The following is a 17,584-nucleotide window of genomic DNA, read 5'->3' as shown; positions in this document are numbered from 1 at the left end:
AAGGAGTCCCAGCCGGGGCAGACCGGCTATCTTAGGATGATGTCCGTTGCTGTTGCTGGGGACTGCCCGGTGGAGACAAAGCCGGACACATTGGCCTGAGGATGTTTGATGATGTCGGTGACCGAGCCCAGATGGCGGGACAGGTCGACTTTGTCCTCGGGGGCCGCCAGCAGCAGCTGGAAGCCAAACTCCTGCAGTGCGTTGATGCCCGCACCGGCGTATTCGGAGTTGGCCTGGATGAAGGCCTCGTCAATCATGACAGTGCCGTAGGTGCTGTAGCCCTGGGTGTCGATGCCAAGCTGGTAGGCCAGGGCTGCGCCCATGATGAATGAGGTGAACCGCTGCCCCTCACCGCCTGACAGCGTCCCCGGCTCCAGACCCACCTCCACCTCACCGTTGGGGCGATGCTCGTTGCAGCTGATCGTGACATGCTGTCGCACGTCCAGCACGGTATCGGCCCAATGCGCCAGCGCGGGATCCTGCAGGGCATTGACCAGTCGCTCCAGCTGCAGGTAACTGGCGGCCATCTTTTCCTCTGTGGCCTTCGTGTAGGCATTACCCAATGCATCCTTGAGCTCGAGCCGGAACGCCCTGGCCTCATCGGGAGTGGTGGTCTTCACCTCCAGCCGCAGCCGGCTGCCCTTCTCAAACGGAACGTCCGCCAAGATCTGATTCAGCGGCAGGATGCGTTCCTCGATGGAGCGGCGTTCTTCCTCGAGCAGTTGCAGGAGATCGGAGAAACGCTCATAGGAGCGATTGTTGAAGTACTCCTTGAATTCGCCTTGGCGCTGCGGCAGGCCATCGGCAACGATGCGCGCGTACAACTCTTCATAGTGTGCAGCCGCGTCGGCGCTTGTGCCATGGCTTGCGCTCATGGTGGGGCCAAACTGGCGGGCGAAGGCCTTGAAGATTTCGCTCAAGGCACCCTCGGTGCGGAAGCGGCTCTCCTTGATGGTGGCGATGCGCTCTCCCAGATCCACGGCAACGCGGCTGAACAGTACTTCCAGCTCGTCGAGTGATGTGGGCTCGCCGTCGAGCAGATAGGGTGCAAACGCCTCCAGTGCCCAATCCTCTGCTTGTGCCCCTTGGGTATTTCCGGCCAGGACCGCCTGCACACCGGCAAGATCCTTTTCCAGCCCGGATAGGTCATGGTGCAGCACTGCCACCCGGCCCACGGCAGCCTCGAGCCCGGCATTGGCTTCCGCCAGTGACTCACGCAGCTGGGCGAGGGTGGCACTGCCTGCGATGGTCTGCTCCAACGTGGCGTGCAGCAATTCCAGATGACCCGACAGCGCTGCTGAATCCAGCTGCTCGAATGACCTGTCATCCGCAGCGATTCGTTTCAAAGCTCCGAGCCGGCGTGCAGACTGCTCCTTCGCGAGGCTGCTCTGCGTCGCCGCCGCGGCTGTCTCCAGCTGTTGTGCGGCCAACGCCTGTGCCTGCTCCTCCAGCTGTGCAATCTTGGCAACATTGTTGAAGCCGAGCAGGTAGTCGGCGGGATTGATGGTGCGGGTGTCGCGCTCAAACACCGCCGCGTTGAGCTTGACGGTGCCTGCACGCGAGAGTGCCTTGCCGTGGTCGTGCAGGGCCGCGTCGTCTTCGACGCAGGTGAAGGCAAAGTCGCCGGCGACTTTCTCGCGAAGCCAAGTTCCGGCGTCGGAATCGTGGAAGTCCAGCTTGCTGACCAGATGGTCCTTGCCAGCCTTGGCCGGGCGTGCCGGCATGCCGAGGTTGATCCACCGCAGCTTTCCCACTCCGTCGAGTCCGTCAATGGCGCTGGTGACGTCCGCGATGTCGGCGCCTCGGACAAGCAGGGTGGTGGCGAGCGAGCGCAGGACTTTTTCCGCCGCAGGCCGCCAGGCGCTGTGGCCGCTGCCAATGTCCACGAGCTCACCGGCAAACGGCATGTCCTCCGGGGTCAGGCCGGTTGCCGCGCAAATGGCGCGACGGGCCGCAGCGCTGCGGGAATCGATGTTGGAGCCGCGGCGCTGGTACGACTCAATCTCGGCCCGCAGTGCCTTTTCCTGCGCCTTGACGTTGACGCTGGCGGCCACGGCCTGGTATTCACGGGTCCGGGCAGCTTCGGTCTCCGCCAGCTGCCGTTCGACGTCGGATGCGGCACCCGAGCGAGCGGCGTCAAGTCCCTGGGCACTCCAGTCATACACGAGCCCGGCACCGTCAAGGTCTTCGCGCACGGACGCTTCCAAGCGTTGGCGTTCGAGCAGTTCCCGCTTTCCGGTGCGGATGTCCTTTTCCAGGCCCTCGATGGCACGCCCGCCATGGTTGGCGTGCTGTTCCGAGAGCGCTGCCGCAGATTCGGCCAGCGCATCCTTGGCCTGCGTTGCCGCCTCGATTTCGGCTTGCTTTTCCGTTTTGTCGCTACTGAGGGCGACTTCCTTGGCGGCGAGCAGCTCGGCCTGGAACTGATGGCGCAACAACGGCAGCTGAATGTTTTTTAACTCAACTGTGCGTTGGTGTGATTGTGTCAGTTCGCGCAGCTTTTCATGCAGCTCAGGCACAGGCGCCAGCGCATCCCGCTGCCCGCGGGCGTCCTCGAGCTGGCGGTAGATGCCGCTGAGGTGGTTGAAGTCCTCAACGGCCGCGGCGGCAGCCGTCAGCGTCGACGGCTTGTCGAGCACCTCGTAACGGAAGAAGCGGTTGACGCCCTTGTCCAGCCCCTTGCCGTTTTGCAGGGTGCGCAGCAGGCTGAAGGCCTTGTCATTATGGATGCCCAGCTTGCGCCGGAAACGTTCGGCAAAGGTCTTGTGGACATCGAAAGTCTCGGCTCCGGGCAGCGCCGCCTGCAGCGACGACGGCGAAAAACGCCGGCTTCCATGGTTCTCCAGGGCGTCCGTGTCCAAGGGTTTGTCGTGGATGACATAGTGCTTGCCAACCTGCCCCTCGAGCCCGTTGGCGGGAAGGTCAAAGAGCGCCGTGATGGTGACGTGCCTGCCCAGACCGTCCTCAAAGACGAGGGCGGTGGCCGACCAGGTGGCGCTGGGCCGTTGGTACACCACGCCGTCGTCCGTCTTGATCTTGCGGCCGCGCATGTAACTGAAGGTGGTTCGGCGGTCTTTCCTGTTGGACGCCTCGTGGGCGGATTCATTCAGGCGCGGCGCAGCATAGAAGATGTGCTGGATGCCGTCAAAGAGGGTGGACTTGCCGACACCCGGATGGCCGGTGAGCAGCGTGCCCGCACGGTCCACGTACATGCTGTGCCGGCCGTGAAAGGTGCCCCAGTTGATGATCTGGATCTGGCTGAGACGGAATTGGCCGGGGTTGAGTTCCTCGCCGAAGGGCAGGGTGGTTGCAATGCTCACTGAAAAATCTCCTGCGTCGCGTCGTCGTTGCCTTCAGGCGGGCCGGGTTCAACCGGGTCCAAGTCCAGCGGCTCGCTGCCGGCTGCCGCGTCCAGGGCTGCGAGATACGCGGGAATTTGCTCGATCGAGTCAAAGGGAAGTGCCAGCGCCAGGGCGTTGCTGACCCGATATTCATGGGCGAGCTCGGTGGGCAGGATCAGCTTCAGATTCAGCAGTCTGGCCAGTGCCGCGTCGGTTTGTTCGTCAAGGCGCTTGTCGTCAACTGTGCCGGGTCGGCGGTGTTCGGCCAGTATTTCCCGGGCGCCGGCGCGGGAAATGCCCACATCCGTGCCGGATCCGGCGTGCCGGTCCAACAGGACGCGCAGTCGCAGGGCGAGCAGCGTCTCCTCGCGGCGCAGCGGCTTGCGGGCCACGATGGGCTGCGTGTGCACGGCGTCGACGCCGGCCGGGGTCAGCAGTGCGATTTTGCGGTCGGAGTCCACCGTGAGCAGCAGGAAAATCTCGCTCAGGTACTGCTGCAGCGACACTCCGTGGGTCAGGATGGTTGTCCACAGCGCGGGATCCGCTGTGCCATCAACGTACGGCCCGCGGAGCAGCCGGACCAGGGCCTGGCGCAACTCGAGCGGGAAGGAACCGGTGTCGCCGTCGAACAGGGCCCGTTCGGTGCTGCCCGAGCTGCCGGTGCCGTTGCGCATCTCCGGGGTGGGGTGGGAACTTGTGCTCATGACGAGAAGTCCTTAATGAAGGTGAACAACGGGACGCGGGCTGAGCGCGTGGTGCCGTCGATCTGGGTGAAAGTCAGTGTTTCGGTGCGGTCCGGGTCAAGATTGTTTCCCGACACCCGTGCGGCAAGTATCAAGCCGCGAATGGTGTTGAGGTGGTGGAGTTCGGCCGGCAGCGACGCGTACACCTCGCCCAAGGGGGCGGCGCCGTTGCGGGTTTGCCTGACGCGGTCGACGGCGGCATGCAGCCTTGGCATGTCGGCCGCCGGTGTCGCTGGGGTGCGGTGGATGTCCGCGTCGCTTAGTGCCGGGGGTGCCGCCAGCTTTGGTGGTGGCACGTGGTCTTCCGGGTTGAAGATGCCGAGTCCGGCAAGAGTCTCAAAGTCGGGGGAATACAACAAGGGTTCAACAACGCCTGTGCGTGAACCCAGCGCCGCCGCTGCCACGGCCTGTTCGGCGGCGTGGATGGCCTTGCGCAGCAGCACGGATTCCTTGAATTCCGCCGACTGGACATAGGCGTGCAAGCTCTCGGACAAGCGCCCGTAAATGGTGTGCACATCGGCGGCCTGGCGGCGCATCTCGCGCAGCAGGGAGGCCAGGTTTCCGCGCTCCTCTGAGCTGAGCTGGCCGGTGAAGTCCCGCTCCAGCACCTCGTTGACGGACTGCCGGAAACGGGCCTGTTGGACGGGGTCGTTGAGGAACTCGGTGAAACCTTGGAACGTCTCGCCTTCGACTGTGCCGCGCAGCGCCTTGTCACCGGCCAGTATCTGGCCCACGGCGACACCCTTGGTCACGGAGGATTCCGTGATTTCCTGGCGGATGGAGTGCAACATGACCTCGACGCCGTCGCGCATGCGCTTGAAGTCCGCAGGCAGGCTTGCGGCCAGGTCGAGCACGCTGCGGGTGGCGGCAACAGCGGAGTCGTCGGAGAGCACGGCCGGATTGGCGCCGCTCTTCAAGGCGCCGATCTCGTTTTCCCGCTCGGCGATTTCAGCCTCGAGTGCGGCAATGCGGGACTCCGGATTTGGGTCGCTTTGCAGCGACAGGGCTTCAATGCTGTTCAGCAGGGTGCTCAGCCGTGAACTGTTTAGGTTGGTGCGGCTGCCCGTCAGGGTGTCCATGAAGGCGAGCACCCGGGCGGTTGCCGCGGTGGGTTCGTAGAGGAACTTGCCGTCGACCATCGGCCGGGACAGGAATTGGCTGCGGACCCAGGAATCGGCGTAGTTCGATGCCTGCCACGCTTCGTTGAGGCTGAGGTTCTCCCCGCGCAGTTCCTTCATGAAGTCGGCGAGGTCGGCGTGGAACGTCTCCAGCGGGACCCGCTGCCGGCTTGCCGTGAAGGCCGAGCGCAGGAACGCCACGGTCCACGGAGCCCCTTGCAGCAGCTTCCAGGCCGGGCTGAGCCGCAATTGTTTTTGCGCGTGCCATTGTGCGACGGCGTTGTCAGTGGAGCGCATGGCAGGGCCTTTCGGCAAAGGGAAACGGGGTTGTTTCCATTTTAAGGCATGGGCAAAGTACAAATGGCCCGCTTTCGTGCGGCTAGGCGCGCTGGGCAGCCCGTTCCGCCAACGCGTCGGCAACGGCTTGGAATTCTTCCAATGCAGCTTGGAGGTCCTCCACAATTTCAGCTGCAATAACTTCAGGTGGCACGCCGTCGTCGGCGTTCTCCAAGGACGGATCCTTGAGCCACGTGATGTCCAGATTTGTCTTGTCACGCTCCAGCAGTTCCGCATAACTGAACGGTTTGAAACGTTCGGACTCCACCCGCTCGGAACGCGCGCCGGTCTTGTAGGAGGCGATGAAGTCAGCCAGGTGCTCTTCGCGCAGCGGGTTTTGTTTCATGGTGAAGTGTTCGCCCACCCGGAAGTCGTACACCCACAGTTGCTCAGTCCACACTGTGTCAGGGTTGGCGGGCTTCCGGTCGAAGAACAGGACGTTGGCTTTCACTCCGCCGGCGTAGAAGATCCCCGTGGGAAGCCGCAGCAGGGTGTGGACATCGAATTCACGCAGCAGCCGCTTGCGAATAGTTTCACCGACCCCTCCTTCGAACAACACGTTGTCGGGAACCACGACGGCGGCCCGGCCTCCCTTGGCCAGCAGGCTGGCGATGTGCTGCAAAAAGTTCAACTGCTTGTTGGTGGTGGTGACCCAGAAGTCCTGACGGGAATACGATGCATCATCTCGCTCCGCTCTTCCGTCTTCACCCACAACGGTGATGGAGGACTTTTTCCCGAACGGAGGGTTAGCGAGCACCAAGCTGGCGTGCCGGGTAGGGATCGAAGATAAGGCATCACGAACATCGATTACCGGTGGGCTGTTTTCACGACCCACACCGTGCAGGAACAGGTTCATGGTGGCCAACCGGGCCGTGGAGTCCACCAGTTCCGTACCGTGGACGGTGCGGCCCTCGCTAAGATCATTGCGCTGTTCCGGTGTCAGGGACGAGCCGAAGTTTTCCTCAATGTGTTCGATCGCGGCGAGCAGGAATCCTCCGGTACCACAGGCCGGATCGCTGATGGTGTCTTCCGGGCGGGGTTCCATGACCTGCACCATGGCATGGATCAGTGGACGCGGTGTGAAGTATTGGCCCGCTCCGGACTTCACGTCTGAAGCGGAGCGCTGGAGCAGGGCCTCGTAGGCGTCGCCATTGAGGTCCCCGCCCACGGCCCACGTCTCGGAGCCGATCAGGTCCTTGATGATTTTGCGCAGCAGTGCCGGTTCCTGGATGCGGTTCTGTGCCTTGCGGAAGACAACGCCGAGGTTTGTCGGCTGGGTGCCCAGTGAACGGAGAATTCGTTGGTACTCCGATTCCAAGTCGTCGCCACTTAAGGACACCAGATAGTCCCAGGAGATCTTCAGATGGGGAGGGAAAATCTGCATCGGGATGAGGGCGTTCTTTTGCTTTTCATCGCACATCTTCAAGAACAGGATGAAGCTGAGCTGCTCCACGTAGTCGATCGCCGCGACCCCGGCGTCGCGCAGCACGTCGCAGTAGCTCCAGAGCTTGTCGACGAGTCTGCGTACTTCGGCCGGATTGCGGGTCATTCGTGGTTCCTTTGGTGGCGAGCGGTGATTGCGGGGCGGAGGAGGTCGCAGAGTGGTTCGGAACTGCGTGAAATGGCAATGACGCGGGCCTCTTTGACCGCATCCAAGTCCAGCTTGCTCCAATGGATTTCCCAGCCGGCGGCTGTGACAAGTTGGTCAAGAAAGGTGGATTGGCTGCGTGTGTTGCCGTCGCGGAACGGGTGCAGGGACGTCAGCTCGCCCCAATGGTGGGCAAGCCTTTCGGCAAATTCGTGGTGGTCGAGGTGGAGCAGGAAATTGTCGGCAGCGATACCGGTAAAGACCTCGTTGGCGAAGGCCTCGATGAACTCGGGGCGACAATGTGCAACTCCTGTGCCCATGGCTTGGGTGTCGGTGGTCCGGAGCTCACCTGCCCAGGAGTAGAGGTCTCCGACAAGTTTGCGGTGAATGGCTTGCAGGTGTGGGAAATCGAACTTCCCGGGAATTGGAGCTTTTCTGAGTTCTGCGAGCCGGGCCCTAGCGATGTTACGTTCGGCATTGTCGAGGAGTGTTTGATCCAGAATCCCCGGAATATTGATGAGGACTTCTGTGCCGGGGTACGTGTATTTATCCGGCATCGGCTCTACTCACTCTCAGCCTGCAGGGCCAGGACCTCCGCGAGTAGGATTTCGACGGCCTCGTCACCTTCCATGTTTCCCCGGAGGACTTCGCGGGATAAGTCGCGGGCACGCTCTGATGCTCGGCCTCCGGCCAGATATTGTGCTGCATCAGCGAACTCCATGCCCGACTGAACTTCAGCCTCGGTGAGCCCGCTCTTGTTCTTCAGTGTAGACATGCCGCACTCCTTTGCGTTCAACGTGGTGATCCTCATCAGGATGCATCGCCCTACCCTTTCATTCTACTGGCCCGGGCTGACACGGGCCTGAGTGCAGGGCTGGCTGTGGACAATTCTGTGTGCTGGTTTGAGGCCTAGACTTTCGCCTTCACAGAAGCACGACGCCGGACGGTTGGCTTTGCGTTGGCACGTTCAGCGGCGATGCGCTCAAGCAGGACAGATGCGGGTTCGTCGGCCGGGTCCTGGTCGACGAGGGTGCCGGCGAATGCGGACGCTAGAACCATTTCCCGAAGGTGCTTGCTACGACGTGTATGGATTTCGATGGCTTCGCCTTGGCGTAGCAGCGATTCCATGACCTCTTGGAAGCCAAGGAGCAATTCATCTTGTGTTTCGAGTGAAGGGACAGGGATCTTGAGTGCGCGCAATTTCTCCTGAGGCAGATGCTTGATGGTGGTACCGGTGAGTAGGCGATCCGTCTTGCCAGAAACGACTGCAGCTTTCAGACACAATGCGAGCCAATGGGGCCGGATGGATACTCGACAGCGTGCCCGGTGGAGGGCTTTCTGAAACGCGATGGTTCGATCCTCACTGTTCCAGACTGCACACCTGCCAGGTTCGCCACCTTCGCAGATCAGCACGTCGCCAGCTTTGATTGAGAATTTGTCGACTTCACGGCTTTCCAGTGGAACTGACCGTAGGCTGTCCATTCTGAACGATCCCCAACGAACATTGATGTTTGCCAAGTATGGGGTTGGAACCCCGGAGTTCTTACGCGCGTCGAGCATTTTTCCAAGAGTTGTTTCAGCGACTTCACCGATCGGGGTCAACCCGCCATAACCTTCAGCTCGTTTCCAAGTCTCATGCAGCAGGGACTTCTCCAACGCTTTAAAGCTGGTTTGGGCATGAGCGGTGTAGGAAGCCGCCGCATCAAGCCGGGAGAGCTGTTCTTCGAGGGCTTGGACGATGCGGTGCTGCTCGGCGAGTGGTGGGAGTGGAAGCCGGAAGTTTCGAACGGTAGGACCGTTAACCGCTGAAAACGTCGTGCCCGTTCCCTGCTCCTCTAAAACAGGCTGCGCGAAGTTTAGATACCAAAAGATGAATTTTTGATCTGAAGCGCGCCCGGCATCGATGGCAGCGAGGCCACGTCCGATGGCACAATCAACGGGCGCATAGTTGATGGCACCTACGGGGGCTCGAACAGAGAGTAGAATGCTGCCTGCACGAGCGTGGCGTTTTGGATCTGAAGTCCACTTCCTAACGGTGGCAGTCGATTTCCCAAACTCGGCTTTGCCTTGAAAAAATGGCACGCCATCTCCTGCCCCGTTGAGGGTTTCCCCTGGCGGAGACTGCCCCATGACGACGTCACATGCAGTTGAGAGCGTCGTCCGAACCCAGCCGTTTGGCAGTTCTGCCAGTGCGCTCACGCTGCGAGCTCGTGTTGCAGCTGTTCAAAGATGGCGAGGGCGTCCGTCGGGAAGGCCTTGGCAAAGCCGAACTGGCCACCGCGCTCGGTGAAGGGGGTTTTGGTTAAATCGTCGAGTTCCACGGTTACAGATGTTTTCACTACTTCGGCAATCCGCCCAATCCACCAGCGCTGCTCGTCGGTGAACTGCACTCCGGCGTGTTGCTGCCGTGCGAACCAGGCAATTAGCCGTTCGTCCACCAAGGAGCTGTAGGCGCGGATACCGCTGCTCGGGATTGCACGAGTTGAACCTACTGCCACTGCACCGCCCAGCTCGTGCCTGAGTATCGTGACAAGATCGGTCACTCCCGGCTTGTGGCTTGGTTCGGCAACCTCACCAAGGGCGGCATAGGCGCTCCAGATGGTGTCAATTGAACCAATTGTAGGGATGCGCTGGACCTGTTCTGCGAGTTCCTTCAGCTGCGCATAGCTCGGCCGGGCGGTGGCACTGCCATGGAGAAGCTGCAGTACGGCAAGCTCATCCTTGTTCTCTGCGATGAAGTCCCGCCAGGACTCGATGGGCGACTTTGCTACGGTTCCGTCCAGAACCGGTTCAGCACTGAGCAGTTCGTCGGCGTTCACCTCATCAAAAATGATGTCCTTGGCGCGGCGGATGTCCATGATTCTCTTTCGCAGCTCAGCGCTGCTCGCCAGGGGAGCCACACCCGAACGGATCAGTTCCGCCACGGCGCCGTCGCCGGACTCACGCGCATGCTCCACGGCGTCATTGTCCGAAGCGGCGGACAGCCCCTGGACGATGGAACGCAGCGAAGTGCCACCGGAAACATGCTCGATTTCCGCAGCTTCGCTAGGTTTAAGCTGTGTTGCCAACCGGCCCAGCCGGGCAGCCAGCGTGGAGACTTCATCCACAGTGATGGTCAGGGCGCCAGCCTTGTCCATCAGTTTTTGCAGGGAGACAGACTTGGGAAGGCGGTCCATAGGGTCGGCGTCCACCAGTTCGGATTCCGTGACACCCACCGCATCGACAATGACAAATCGGTCCTTGGTCAGACCGTCCTTCGCATCCGGGGTGACCTGCGCATAGGTATCGGAATCCATGGTGCGGGAACCGCGGCCCTTCATCTGCTCGAAGTACACGGCCGAACGGACCTCGCGCATGAAGAACACGCACTCGATGGCCTTCACATCGGTGCCCGTAGCGATCATGTCCACCGTGACGGCAACCCTGATGGATGGGCTGTTGCGAAACTGCTGCAGAAGCTGCTGCGGATCATTGCCCTGGCTACGTGAGCGGTAGGTGATCTTCACCGCAAAGTCCTGGCCCTTGCCGAACACCTCACGCACCTGCTGGACGATCTCATCCGCATGACTGTCATCCTTGGCAAAGATCAACGTCTTGGGGACGTAACTGCGGCCCGGGAAAATCTCGGTGTAGAGCCGGTCGCGGAAAGTGCTTAGAACGGTGCGAATCTGGTCCTTGTTGATGACGCTGCGGCCCAACTGCTTGCCCGTGTACGAATAATCTTCCTCCAGCTCCTCGTAGCGCTTGCGCCTGGTGGCCCGCTCCCGCATGGGAACTATGGTTCCTGCCTCAACCGTTGCGCCCTGCGCGGTGACTTGGGTCTTGATCCGGTAGACGTCGAACGGGACGTTGACGCCGTCGGCCACGGACTTCTCATACGGGTACTCGCTGACAAGGTTTTGGTTGAAGAAACCCAAGGTTTGTTTGGTAGGTGTGGCAGTCAAGCCCACCACAGGCGCGTCAAAGTACTCCAGAACCGCGCGCCACTTGCCGTAGATGGAGCGGTGGCATTCGTCCACGATGATCAAATCAAACGCCTCCGGCGGCAAGGCCGCACTGTAGGTGACTTCGACAGGAGAGTCTGGCTCGCCGTCGTCGTTCTCATCATTCTCCGTGGCCGAATCCGGCAGGTCCTCGCCAGCGAGCATGCGGAACAGCCGCTGGATGGTGGAGATCCCCACGTTCGTGGAATCTGCAACGGTCCTCCCGGCAACCCGCTGCACAGCGTACGTTTCACCGAAGCGGCGGCCGTCATCGGGATTCACGAAGTTCACAAATTCCGACTCCGCCTGGATGCCAAGGTTGTTCCTATCCACCAGGAATAGGATCCGTCCCGCGTTGGCGTGGCGGATCAGCCGGTACGCGCTGGTCACCGCAGTGAACGTTTTACCAGCCCCGGTGGCCATCTGGATGAGCGCCCTCGGATGCTGGCCCTTCAGTGACGTTTCAACTCCGGTGACGGCCTGGACCTGATTAGGGCGCAGTCCGTCTACATCAAGTACCGGCAGCTGTTGGATCCTGGCCAGCAGCGTTGGTGCCTCCGGCGTGGTGTCCGCCTCTGCCATCCAACGCTTGAGTGTCTCGGGGCGGTGGAAGCTAAAGACCTCACGGGAGCGGGCATCCGGGTCCAGGAGGTTCGTGAACCGGGTTTCGGCACCCGTGGACTCGTAACAGAACGGCAGCGGTGTGTCAGGGTGCCAGGTGGCAAGACGAGCGCTTGCCGGCAGGCCCGTGGCGTACTTGGATGTTTGCCATTCCACACCCGTCAGACTCACGCCTTCCTTCTTGGCCTCCAGCACGCCAACAAGCTTGGTGTCCACGTACAGCAGATAATCCGCGAAACCGGAGTCCAGCGGGAATTCGCGAACGGCAACCCCCAGTCCGGCCATGGGGGCGATGTCGCGATAGTCCTGGACCAGCCAGCCTGCAGCACGCAGCATCCTGTCGATGTTCTTCCGGGCCTGGACTTCGGAAAGTGGCCGGGGGGCGGTGGCTCGATCGATGAAGGTTTGCCGTGCCGCCGGAGTTGGCTTCGGCACGTCCCGGCTGAGCCGCCGTTCACTGGAGACAAGCTCGGCGAGTTGGGCTTGCAGCTGCTCCAATTTCGCTGCCATGTCCGATTGTTCTGTCCGTGCCGCAGCCAATTCGGCCTCAGCCTTTGCGCGGGCCGCAGCTTCGGCCTGGGCCTGCGTGCGGCTCGAATCGAGAACCGTCAGGGCCTCCGCCAGCTCGTCACGGCTGGAGTCCAGCGCCTCATGAATTGCATGCAGGCTGGCTGCGTCCTCCGCAGTTACCGGTGTGAGGTCTGCCGGGCTAGGCGGCAGGAAGGTGCGAACGGTGCGGTCCTTGGTGACTGCCCGGTACAGAAGGGTGCCCAGTTCCCAGCAGGTGCGCAGGACGCCCAGAGTGATGTTGGCGTTGAAGAGGTGGCTGTGGGTGGCTTGGTTGCCCGTCTTGCGAATGCGGTGCAGGGCTTCAATGGCGTCCTTTCCCAGGACGCCGGCCCCGGCAAGGGCTTGGATACGGTCAATCTGTTTGCTGCTGTCCACAGCGGTGTTGCTTCGCAGCAACAGCTGTTCGGTCAGGACTTCGGCAAGCTGCCGGCACTTGATGAGGGAACCGTTGGGATCGGTGTAGAGACTGGCTTCTGCTCCGGCGCCATAAACAGCCAGCAGGGGCTCCACGTCGAGGAGGAGCCCAAAGTTGACCGACTTTTGGGCGGCGCTGAGGATCATTGGATCTAGGTGCGTCAAAACGTCCCCCTCGGACTGGTCAGTCGTTGTGATTGAGACTACCCGAAAGGACTCCATATGAACCGGATGATAGACCTCAGGGGCCCGGGACCGTCTACGTTGATGGCACAAAAACCGCATACAAAAGACAGTGATAGGCGGCATTTCATCCCGTTTCCGAATGCAAAGACCGATTCACGTCGTGTTCAAGGCCTAAGGGACCCACATTAACTGGCTTCTGCACGGGACACCGTGAGTGGAATCCAGATGCACCTACCCGAGTGCAGTGTGTGGTGAGAGTTACGCACAGGGGTGAGTGTCCGGCGTCGTGCTTACGGTAAGATGGACAAGTCTGTGTTGGTGCCGGGACCACTCACCGAGTGGAATGGGCACCTGACAGGCACCGCAAATGAACCTCCTGTTACGGAAATGCCGTAACCGCCTAGACCAAAGGAGGTGGGTTCACATATGCGTCCTTACGAACTGATGGTAATCATCGACCCCGATGTTGATGAGCGTACCGTTGAGCCGTCGCTTCAGAAGTTCCTGAATGTCATCACCAACGATGGTGGAACCATCGAAAAGGTTGACATCTGGGGCCGTCGTCGCCTGGCTTATGACATCCAGAAGAAGTCTGAAGGTATCTACGCCGTGGTGAACTTCACCGCTGAGCCGGCTACCGCTCAGGAACTTGACCGCTTGCTTGGTATCAACGAGACCATCCTGCGCACCAAGATCACACGTCCGGAAGAGCAGAAGGTTGTTGCCGAGTAATTTCGGTCAACCCTTTATAGCTTTTTCTTTGTAGGAAAACACCAAGCAGGAAGCAGGAGCAGATGGCAGGCGATACGACTATCACGGTCATTGGTAATCTCACCGGTGACCCGGAACTTCGGTTTACCCCGAGCGGTTCAGCAGTAGCGAACTTCACCGTTGCGTCGACTCCGCGGACCTTGGACCGCCAGTCAAACGAGTGGAAGGACGGCGAAACGCTGTTCCTCCGCGCGTCGATCTGGCGGGAAGCGGCCGAAAACGTTGCCGAATCCCTGACAAAGGGAATGCGGGTCATCGTTTCGGGCCGGCTGAAGTCGCGGACCTACGACACCAAAGAAGGCGAAAAGCGCACCGTCATGGAGCTTGAGGTCGACGAGATCGGCCCCTCGCTGCGCTATGCCAACGCCAAGGTCAACCGCACCCAACGCTCCGGCGGTCAGGGTGGGGGCAACTTCGGTGGCGGCAATGGCGGCCAGGGCGGAAACTTCGGCGGCGGCAACGCCGGCGGAGGACAAGGCGGCTATGGTGGCGGCAATTCCGGCGGAGGAAACTTCGGCGGCAATGGCGGCCAGCAGCAGCAATCCGCACCGGCAGCAGACCCCTGGGCAACGCCCGGTGGCAACTCTTCCGGTGGCTGGGGCGCAGGCGCGGACAACTCCGAGCCTCCCTTCTAACAAACGTTTTACAAGAAATGTGCGGCAACCGCCGTACGCACTCCATCCCGCGGATTAATATCCACGGGCTCCACGAATACTAAGGAGCTCCACGATGGCTAAGGCTGAACTCCGTAAGCCCAAACCAAAGTCCAATCCCTTGAAGGCCGCTGACATCACCGTCATCGACTACAAGGACGTAGCATTGCTGCGCAAGTTCATCTCTGATCGCGGAAAGATCCGTGCGCGCCGCGTCACGGGTGTCACCGTTCAGGAGCAGCGCAAGATCGCCCAGGCAATCAAGAATGCCCGCGAAGTTGCACTGCTGCCCTACTCCGGCGCTGGCCGCGGTTAAGGGAGATAAATAAACATGGCAAAGCTCATTTTGACCCACGAAGTAAGCGGCCTCGGTGCCGCCGGCGACATCGTTGAGGTGAAGAACGGTTACGCACGTAACTTCCTTCTGCCCCGCGGCTTCGCCCTGACCTGGAGCAAGGGCGGTGAGAAGCAGGTGGAGACCATCAAGGCTGCACGTGTTGCTCACGCACACGCTTCCATCGAGGCTGCCCAGGAGCAGGCAACTGCCCTGCAGGCACACCCCGTTGTCCTCAAGGTCAAGGCAGGCGACTCCGGCCGCCTGTTCGGCACCGTCAAGGCTGCCGACGTTGCAAAGGCTGTTGCCGATGCAGGTCTGGGAACCATTGACAAGCGCAAGGTTGAACTGCCTGCTCACATCAAGAGCACCGGCAAGCACACTGCAACGCTCCGTCTCCACGACGACGTTTCAGCGACGATCACCTTGAACGTTGTAGCAGGCTAATACCCGCTGCACCGCTTCAAAGCGCCCGGTCCCCGTTATGGGGGCCGGGCTTCTTTGGTTAATCCTATTGTGATTGCAGCGAGGCGATGTCCTGCGTCGTAAAGTGCCGGTAGGCCAACCCGATCAGTTCACGAAGCACGGCCAGGTCGACGTCGGCCAGCTTGTTGATGTACACGCAGGCCACACTTGATTTGAACTTGCCCAACGTCGCCAGCAGTGGTGCCGAGGCCGGCGGTTGACTGAGCCCGTAAAGCACCAGGTTCGCCTTCCTCGGTGAAAATCCGACGGCGGCCGCGTCACCTTCACGCCCCGACGCGTACTTGTAGTGGTACTTGCCAAAGCCGATGATGCTAGGCCCCCATATGCGCGGCGGTTCTCCTGTGATTTCCTGCATCATCTCCACCAGCACGAGCGCGTCGGAGCGTCGCGTTGCGGTGGTGTCCACGGTGTTGATGAACGCCAGCGGATCCACTGTGGTGGGGACTGTCTTGTTGACCGTACGGGACGCCTTCTGCGGGGCAGGGACATCGCCCATTGTGTGCCTCCTTGTTCCTTCCTGCAGCTTAGTGCCTGCAGGCCGTGGGAACGGGGCGGGCTCAGGCGTGGGCCCAGCTTCACGCTTCTTCTCCAATCTGTACATGCCGGGGTGCGCATGGTGGCAGATGCCGCCGTTGGCGCGGTGCGGGCGAGGATATCCACACCGGGACATATATCTGTGGATATCACACCCGTACTCCTGAGTATCGCCTGCGTCAAGCCCCCGCTTTGAGCCCGCCTTTGCGGGCAGAATTCTTTTTCTCCACAGGCGGTGGACAGTATTTATGCAGGTCAGAAGCCTGTTTGTGGACCGAGTCGAGACTTATCCACATTCTTGCCCACATCCTGTGCACAAGCTGGGGCAGTTAATGCACCGGTTGTCCACAGGCCCGGTGGACAACGGGGTTGGTGGATGCCCTTTCAGCGTCTAACGTTGCAATTGAGCTCTCCGCAACGACACCTTTGTCGGCACCAGCTGGTAAGGAGTGGCAGCACCAGGAAATGCATCGCCTTGAGGTGGTGAAAGCCCGGCCAGCAGGGCAGAAAGAGGGCACCAAACATCATGTCGGCACCAACCAAAGAGTCAGGCTCTTCCTCCCGCGAACCGGATTTCGCCAGAACACCTCCGCAGGACCTCGTCGCTGAACAAAGCGTCCTGGGCGGCATGATGCTCTCCAAGGATGCCATCGCAGATGTGGTCGAAGTCCTGCGCGGCAGCGACTTCTACCGGCCCTCCCACGAAAGCATCTACGAGGCCACCCTGGATCTCTACGGACGCGGCGAGCCAGCCGATGCCGTGACAGTGGCCGACGAGCTGACCAAGCGCGGCGAGATCACCAAAGTAGGCGGCGCCGCCTACCTGCACCAACTGATCCAGTCAGTGCCCACTGCGGCCAACGCCGGGTTCTATGCCGAAATCGTTGCTGAGCGTGCCGTGCTGCGCCGGCTGGTCACGGCCGGAACCAAAATTGTCCAGATGGGCTACTCCCAGGACGGTGAAGTTGAAGAGGTCGTCAACGCCGCCCAGGCCGAGATCTTTGCCGTGGCGGAGCGTCGCACCACAGAGGACTATGTGCTTCTGAAGGACGTCATGGAAGCCACCGTCGACGAAATTGAGGCGTCGGGGCACAAGGGCCAGGGCATGACAGGCGTGCCCACCGGTTTCTATGAATTTGATGAACTGACCAACGGTTTGCACCCGGGACAGATGATCGTGATTGCGGCGAGGCCGGCCGTTGGCAAGTCGACGTTTGCCCTGGACTGGGCGCGTTCGGCAGCGATTGACCACAATATGGCCACCGTGGTGTTCTCCCTGGAGATGGGCCGCAACGAAATTGCCATGCGCCTGCTGTCGGCCGAGGCCACCATCAGCCTGCAGGACCTGCGCAAGGGCACGGTCAAGGACGACCAGTGGTCAAAGATCGCAACGACGATGGGCAGGATGAACGAGGCCCCGCTCTTCATCGATGATTCCCCCAACATGTCACTGATGGAAATTCGGGCCAAGTGCCGCCGCCTGAAGCAGCAGCATGACCTGAAGCTGGTTGTTCTTGACTACCTGCAGCTGATGTCCTCGGGCAAGCGTGTGGAATCCCGCCAGCAGGAAGTCTCCGAATTCTCCCGTGCCTTGAAGCTGCTGGCCAAGGAACTACAGGTTCCGGTGGTGGCGTTGTCACAGCTGAACCGTGGTTCCGAGCAGCGAACCGACAAGAAGCCCATGGTTTCGGACCTGCGTGAATCGGGATCGATCGAGCAGGACGCCGACATGGTGATCCTCCTGCACCGTGAAGACATTTACGACAAGGAATCTGCCCGCGCAGGTGAGGCCGACGTGATCGTGGCCAAGCACCGTAACGGTCCCACCAAGACAATCGTGCTTGGCTTCCAGGGCCACTACTCACGCTTCGCCAACATGGCCAGCGACAGCGGCCAGGGCTACTAA

14 protein-coding genes are annotated in these 17,584 nt (G+C 61.0%); 5 read left to right on the top strand and 9 right to left on the bottom strand.

From position 1 onward, the window contains the following. Positions 1-26: 26 nt before the first annotated feature. The 8 genes from ACT3TS_RS14830 to ACT3TS_RS14795 form a co-directional block, all read right to left on the bottom strand. Entirely contained in the window at positions 27-3,320 is a 3,294-nt protein-coding gene (locus ACT3TS_RS14830) for an ATP-binding protein (RefSeq protein ID WP_444532285.1), read from the bottom strand. After that, entirely contained in the window at positions 3,317-4,045 is a 729-nt protein-coding gene (locus tag ACT3TS_RS14825; protein WP_444532284.1) for a DUF4194 domain-containing protein, read from the bottom strand. Before ACT3TS_RS14825 ends, ACT3TS_RS14830 begins: the two co-directional genes overlap by 4 nt. Continuing rightward, complete coding sequence (locus ACT3TS_RS14820; RefSeq protein WP_444532283.1) at positions 4,042-5,499, bottom strand: DUF3375 domain-containing protein; 1,458 nt, start codon at positions 5,497-5,499, stop codon at positions 4,042-4,044. Before ACT3TS_RS14820 ends, ACT3TS_RS14825 begins: the two co-directional genes overlap by 4 nt. A gap of 82 nt (positions 5,500-5,581) precedes the next feature. Further along, complete coding sequence (locus ACT3TS_RS14815) at positions 5,582-7,087, bottom strand: N-6 DNA methylase (protein WP_444532282.1); 1,506 nt, start codon at positions 7,085-7,087, stop codon at positions 5,582-5,584. Continuing rightward, complete coding sequence (locus ACT3TS_RS14810) at positions 7,084-7,683, bottom strand: Fic/DOC family protein (RefSeq protein WP_444532281.1); 600 nt, start codon at positions 7,681-7,683, stop codon at positions 7,084-7,086. Before ACT3TS_RS14810 ends, ACT3TS_RS14815 begins: the two co-directional genes overlap by 4 nt. Positions 7,684-7,688: 5 nt before the next feature. Continuing rightward, a complete protein-coding gene (locus tag ACT3TS_RS14805) occupies positions 7,689-7,901 on the bottom strand; it encodes a hypothetical protein (RefSeq protein ID WP_444532280.1) in 213 nt (70 codons plus the stop codon). Between the two features lie 134 nt (positions 7,902-8,035). Beyond that, positions 8,036-9,325, bottom strand: a complete 1,290-nt coding sequence (locus ACT3TS_RS14800; RefSeq protein WP_444532279.1) for a restriction endonuclease subunit S — start codon at positions 9,323-9,325, stop codon at positions 8,036-8,038. Continuing rightward, positions 9,322-12,879: a DEAD/DEAH box helicase family protein gene (locus tag ACT3TS_RS14795; RefSeq protein WP_444532278.1), complete on the bottom strand. Its 3,558-nt coding sequence runs from the start codon at positions 12,877-12,879 to the stop codon at positions 9,322-9,324. Before ACT3TS_RS14795 ends, ACT3TS_RS14800 begins: the two co-directional genes overlap by 4 nt. Positions 12,880-13,326: 447 nt before the next feature. Here ACT3TS_RS14795 and rpsF point away from each other — a divergent pair, with 447 nt between their 5' ends. The 4 genes from rpsF to rplI all read left to right on the top strand — a co-directional run bounded on the left by rpsF (position 13,327) and on the right by rplI (position 15,105). Then, positions 13,327-13,632, top strand: coding sequence for a 30S ribosomal protein S6 (gene rpsF, locus ACT3TS_RS14790; protein ID WP_062286061.1), 306 nt, complete (start codon positions 13,327-13,329; stop codon positions 13,630-13,632). 62 nt (positions 13,633-13,694) lie between these two features. Then, complete coding sequence (locus ACT3TS_RS14785; protein WP_444532277.1) at positions 13,695-14,306, top strand: single-stranded DNA-binding protein; 612 nt, start codon at positions 13,695-13,697, stop codon at positions 14,304-14,306. Between the two features lie 94 nt (positions 14,307-14,400). Beyond that, a complete protein-coding gene (gene rpsR / locus ACT3TS_RS14780; RefSeq protein ID WP_003800144.1) occupies positions 14,401-14,640 on the top strand; it encodes a 30S ribosomal protein S18 in 240 nt (79 codons plus the stop codon). A gap of 15 nt (positions 14,641-14,655) precedes the next feature. After that, positions 14,656-15,105, top strand: a complete 450-nt coding sequence (gene rplI, locus ACT3TS_RS14775) for a 50S ribosomal protein L9 (protein ID WP_444532276.1) — start codon at positions 14,656-14,658, stop codon at positions 15,103-15,105. 64 nt (positions 15,106-15,169) lie between these two features. Here rplI and ACT3TS_RS14770 read toward each other — a convergent pair whose 3' ends face one another. Next, on the bottom strand, positions 15,170-15,640 hold the full coding sequence (locus ACT3TS_RS14770; protein ID WP_444532275.1) for a DUF1801 domain-containing protein: 471 nt from the start codon (positions 15,638-15,640) through the stop codon (positions 15,170-15,172). 564 nt (positions 15,641-16,204) lie between these two features. Here ACT3TS_RS14770 and dnaB point away from each other — a divergent pair. Beyond that, the gene (gene dnaB / locus ACT3TS_RS14765) at positions 16,205-17,584 is read left to right on the top strand and encodes a replicative DNA helicase (protein WP_444532274.1); all 1,380 of its coding nucleotides are present in this window, start codon (positions 16,205-16,207) and stop codon (positions 17,582-17,584) included.

The sequence above is a fragment of the Specibacter sp. AOP5-B1-6 genome (assembly GCF_052376555.1).
Lineage (GTDB): Bacteria > Actinomycetota > Actinomycetes > Actinomycetales > Micrococcaceae > Specibacter.
Note: the sequence above shows the minus strand (reverse complement) of the source record. Positions and strands in the feature narration are given on the sequence as shown.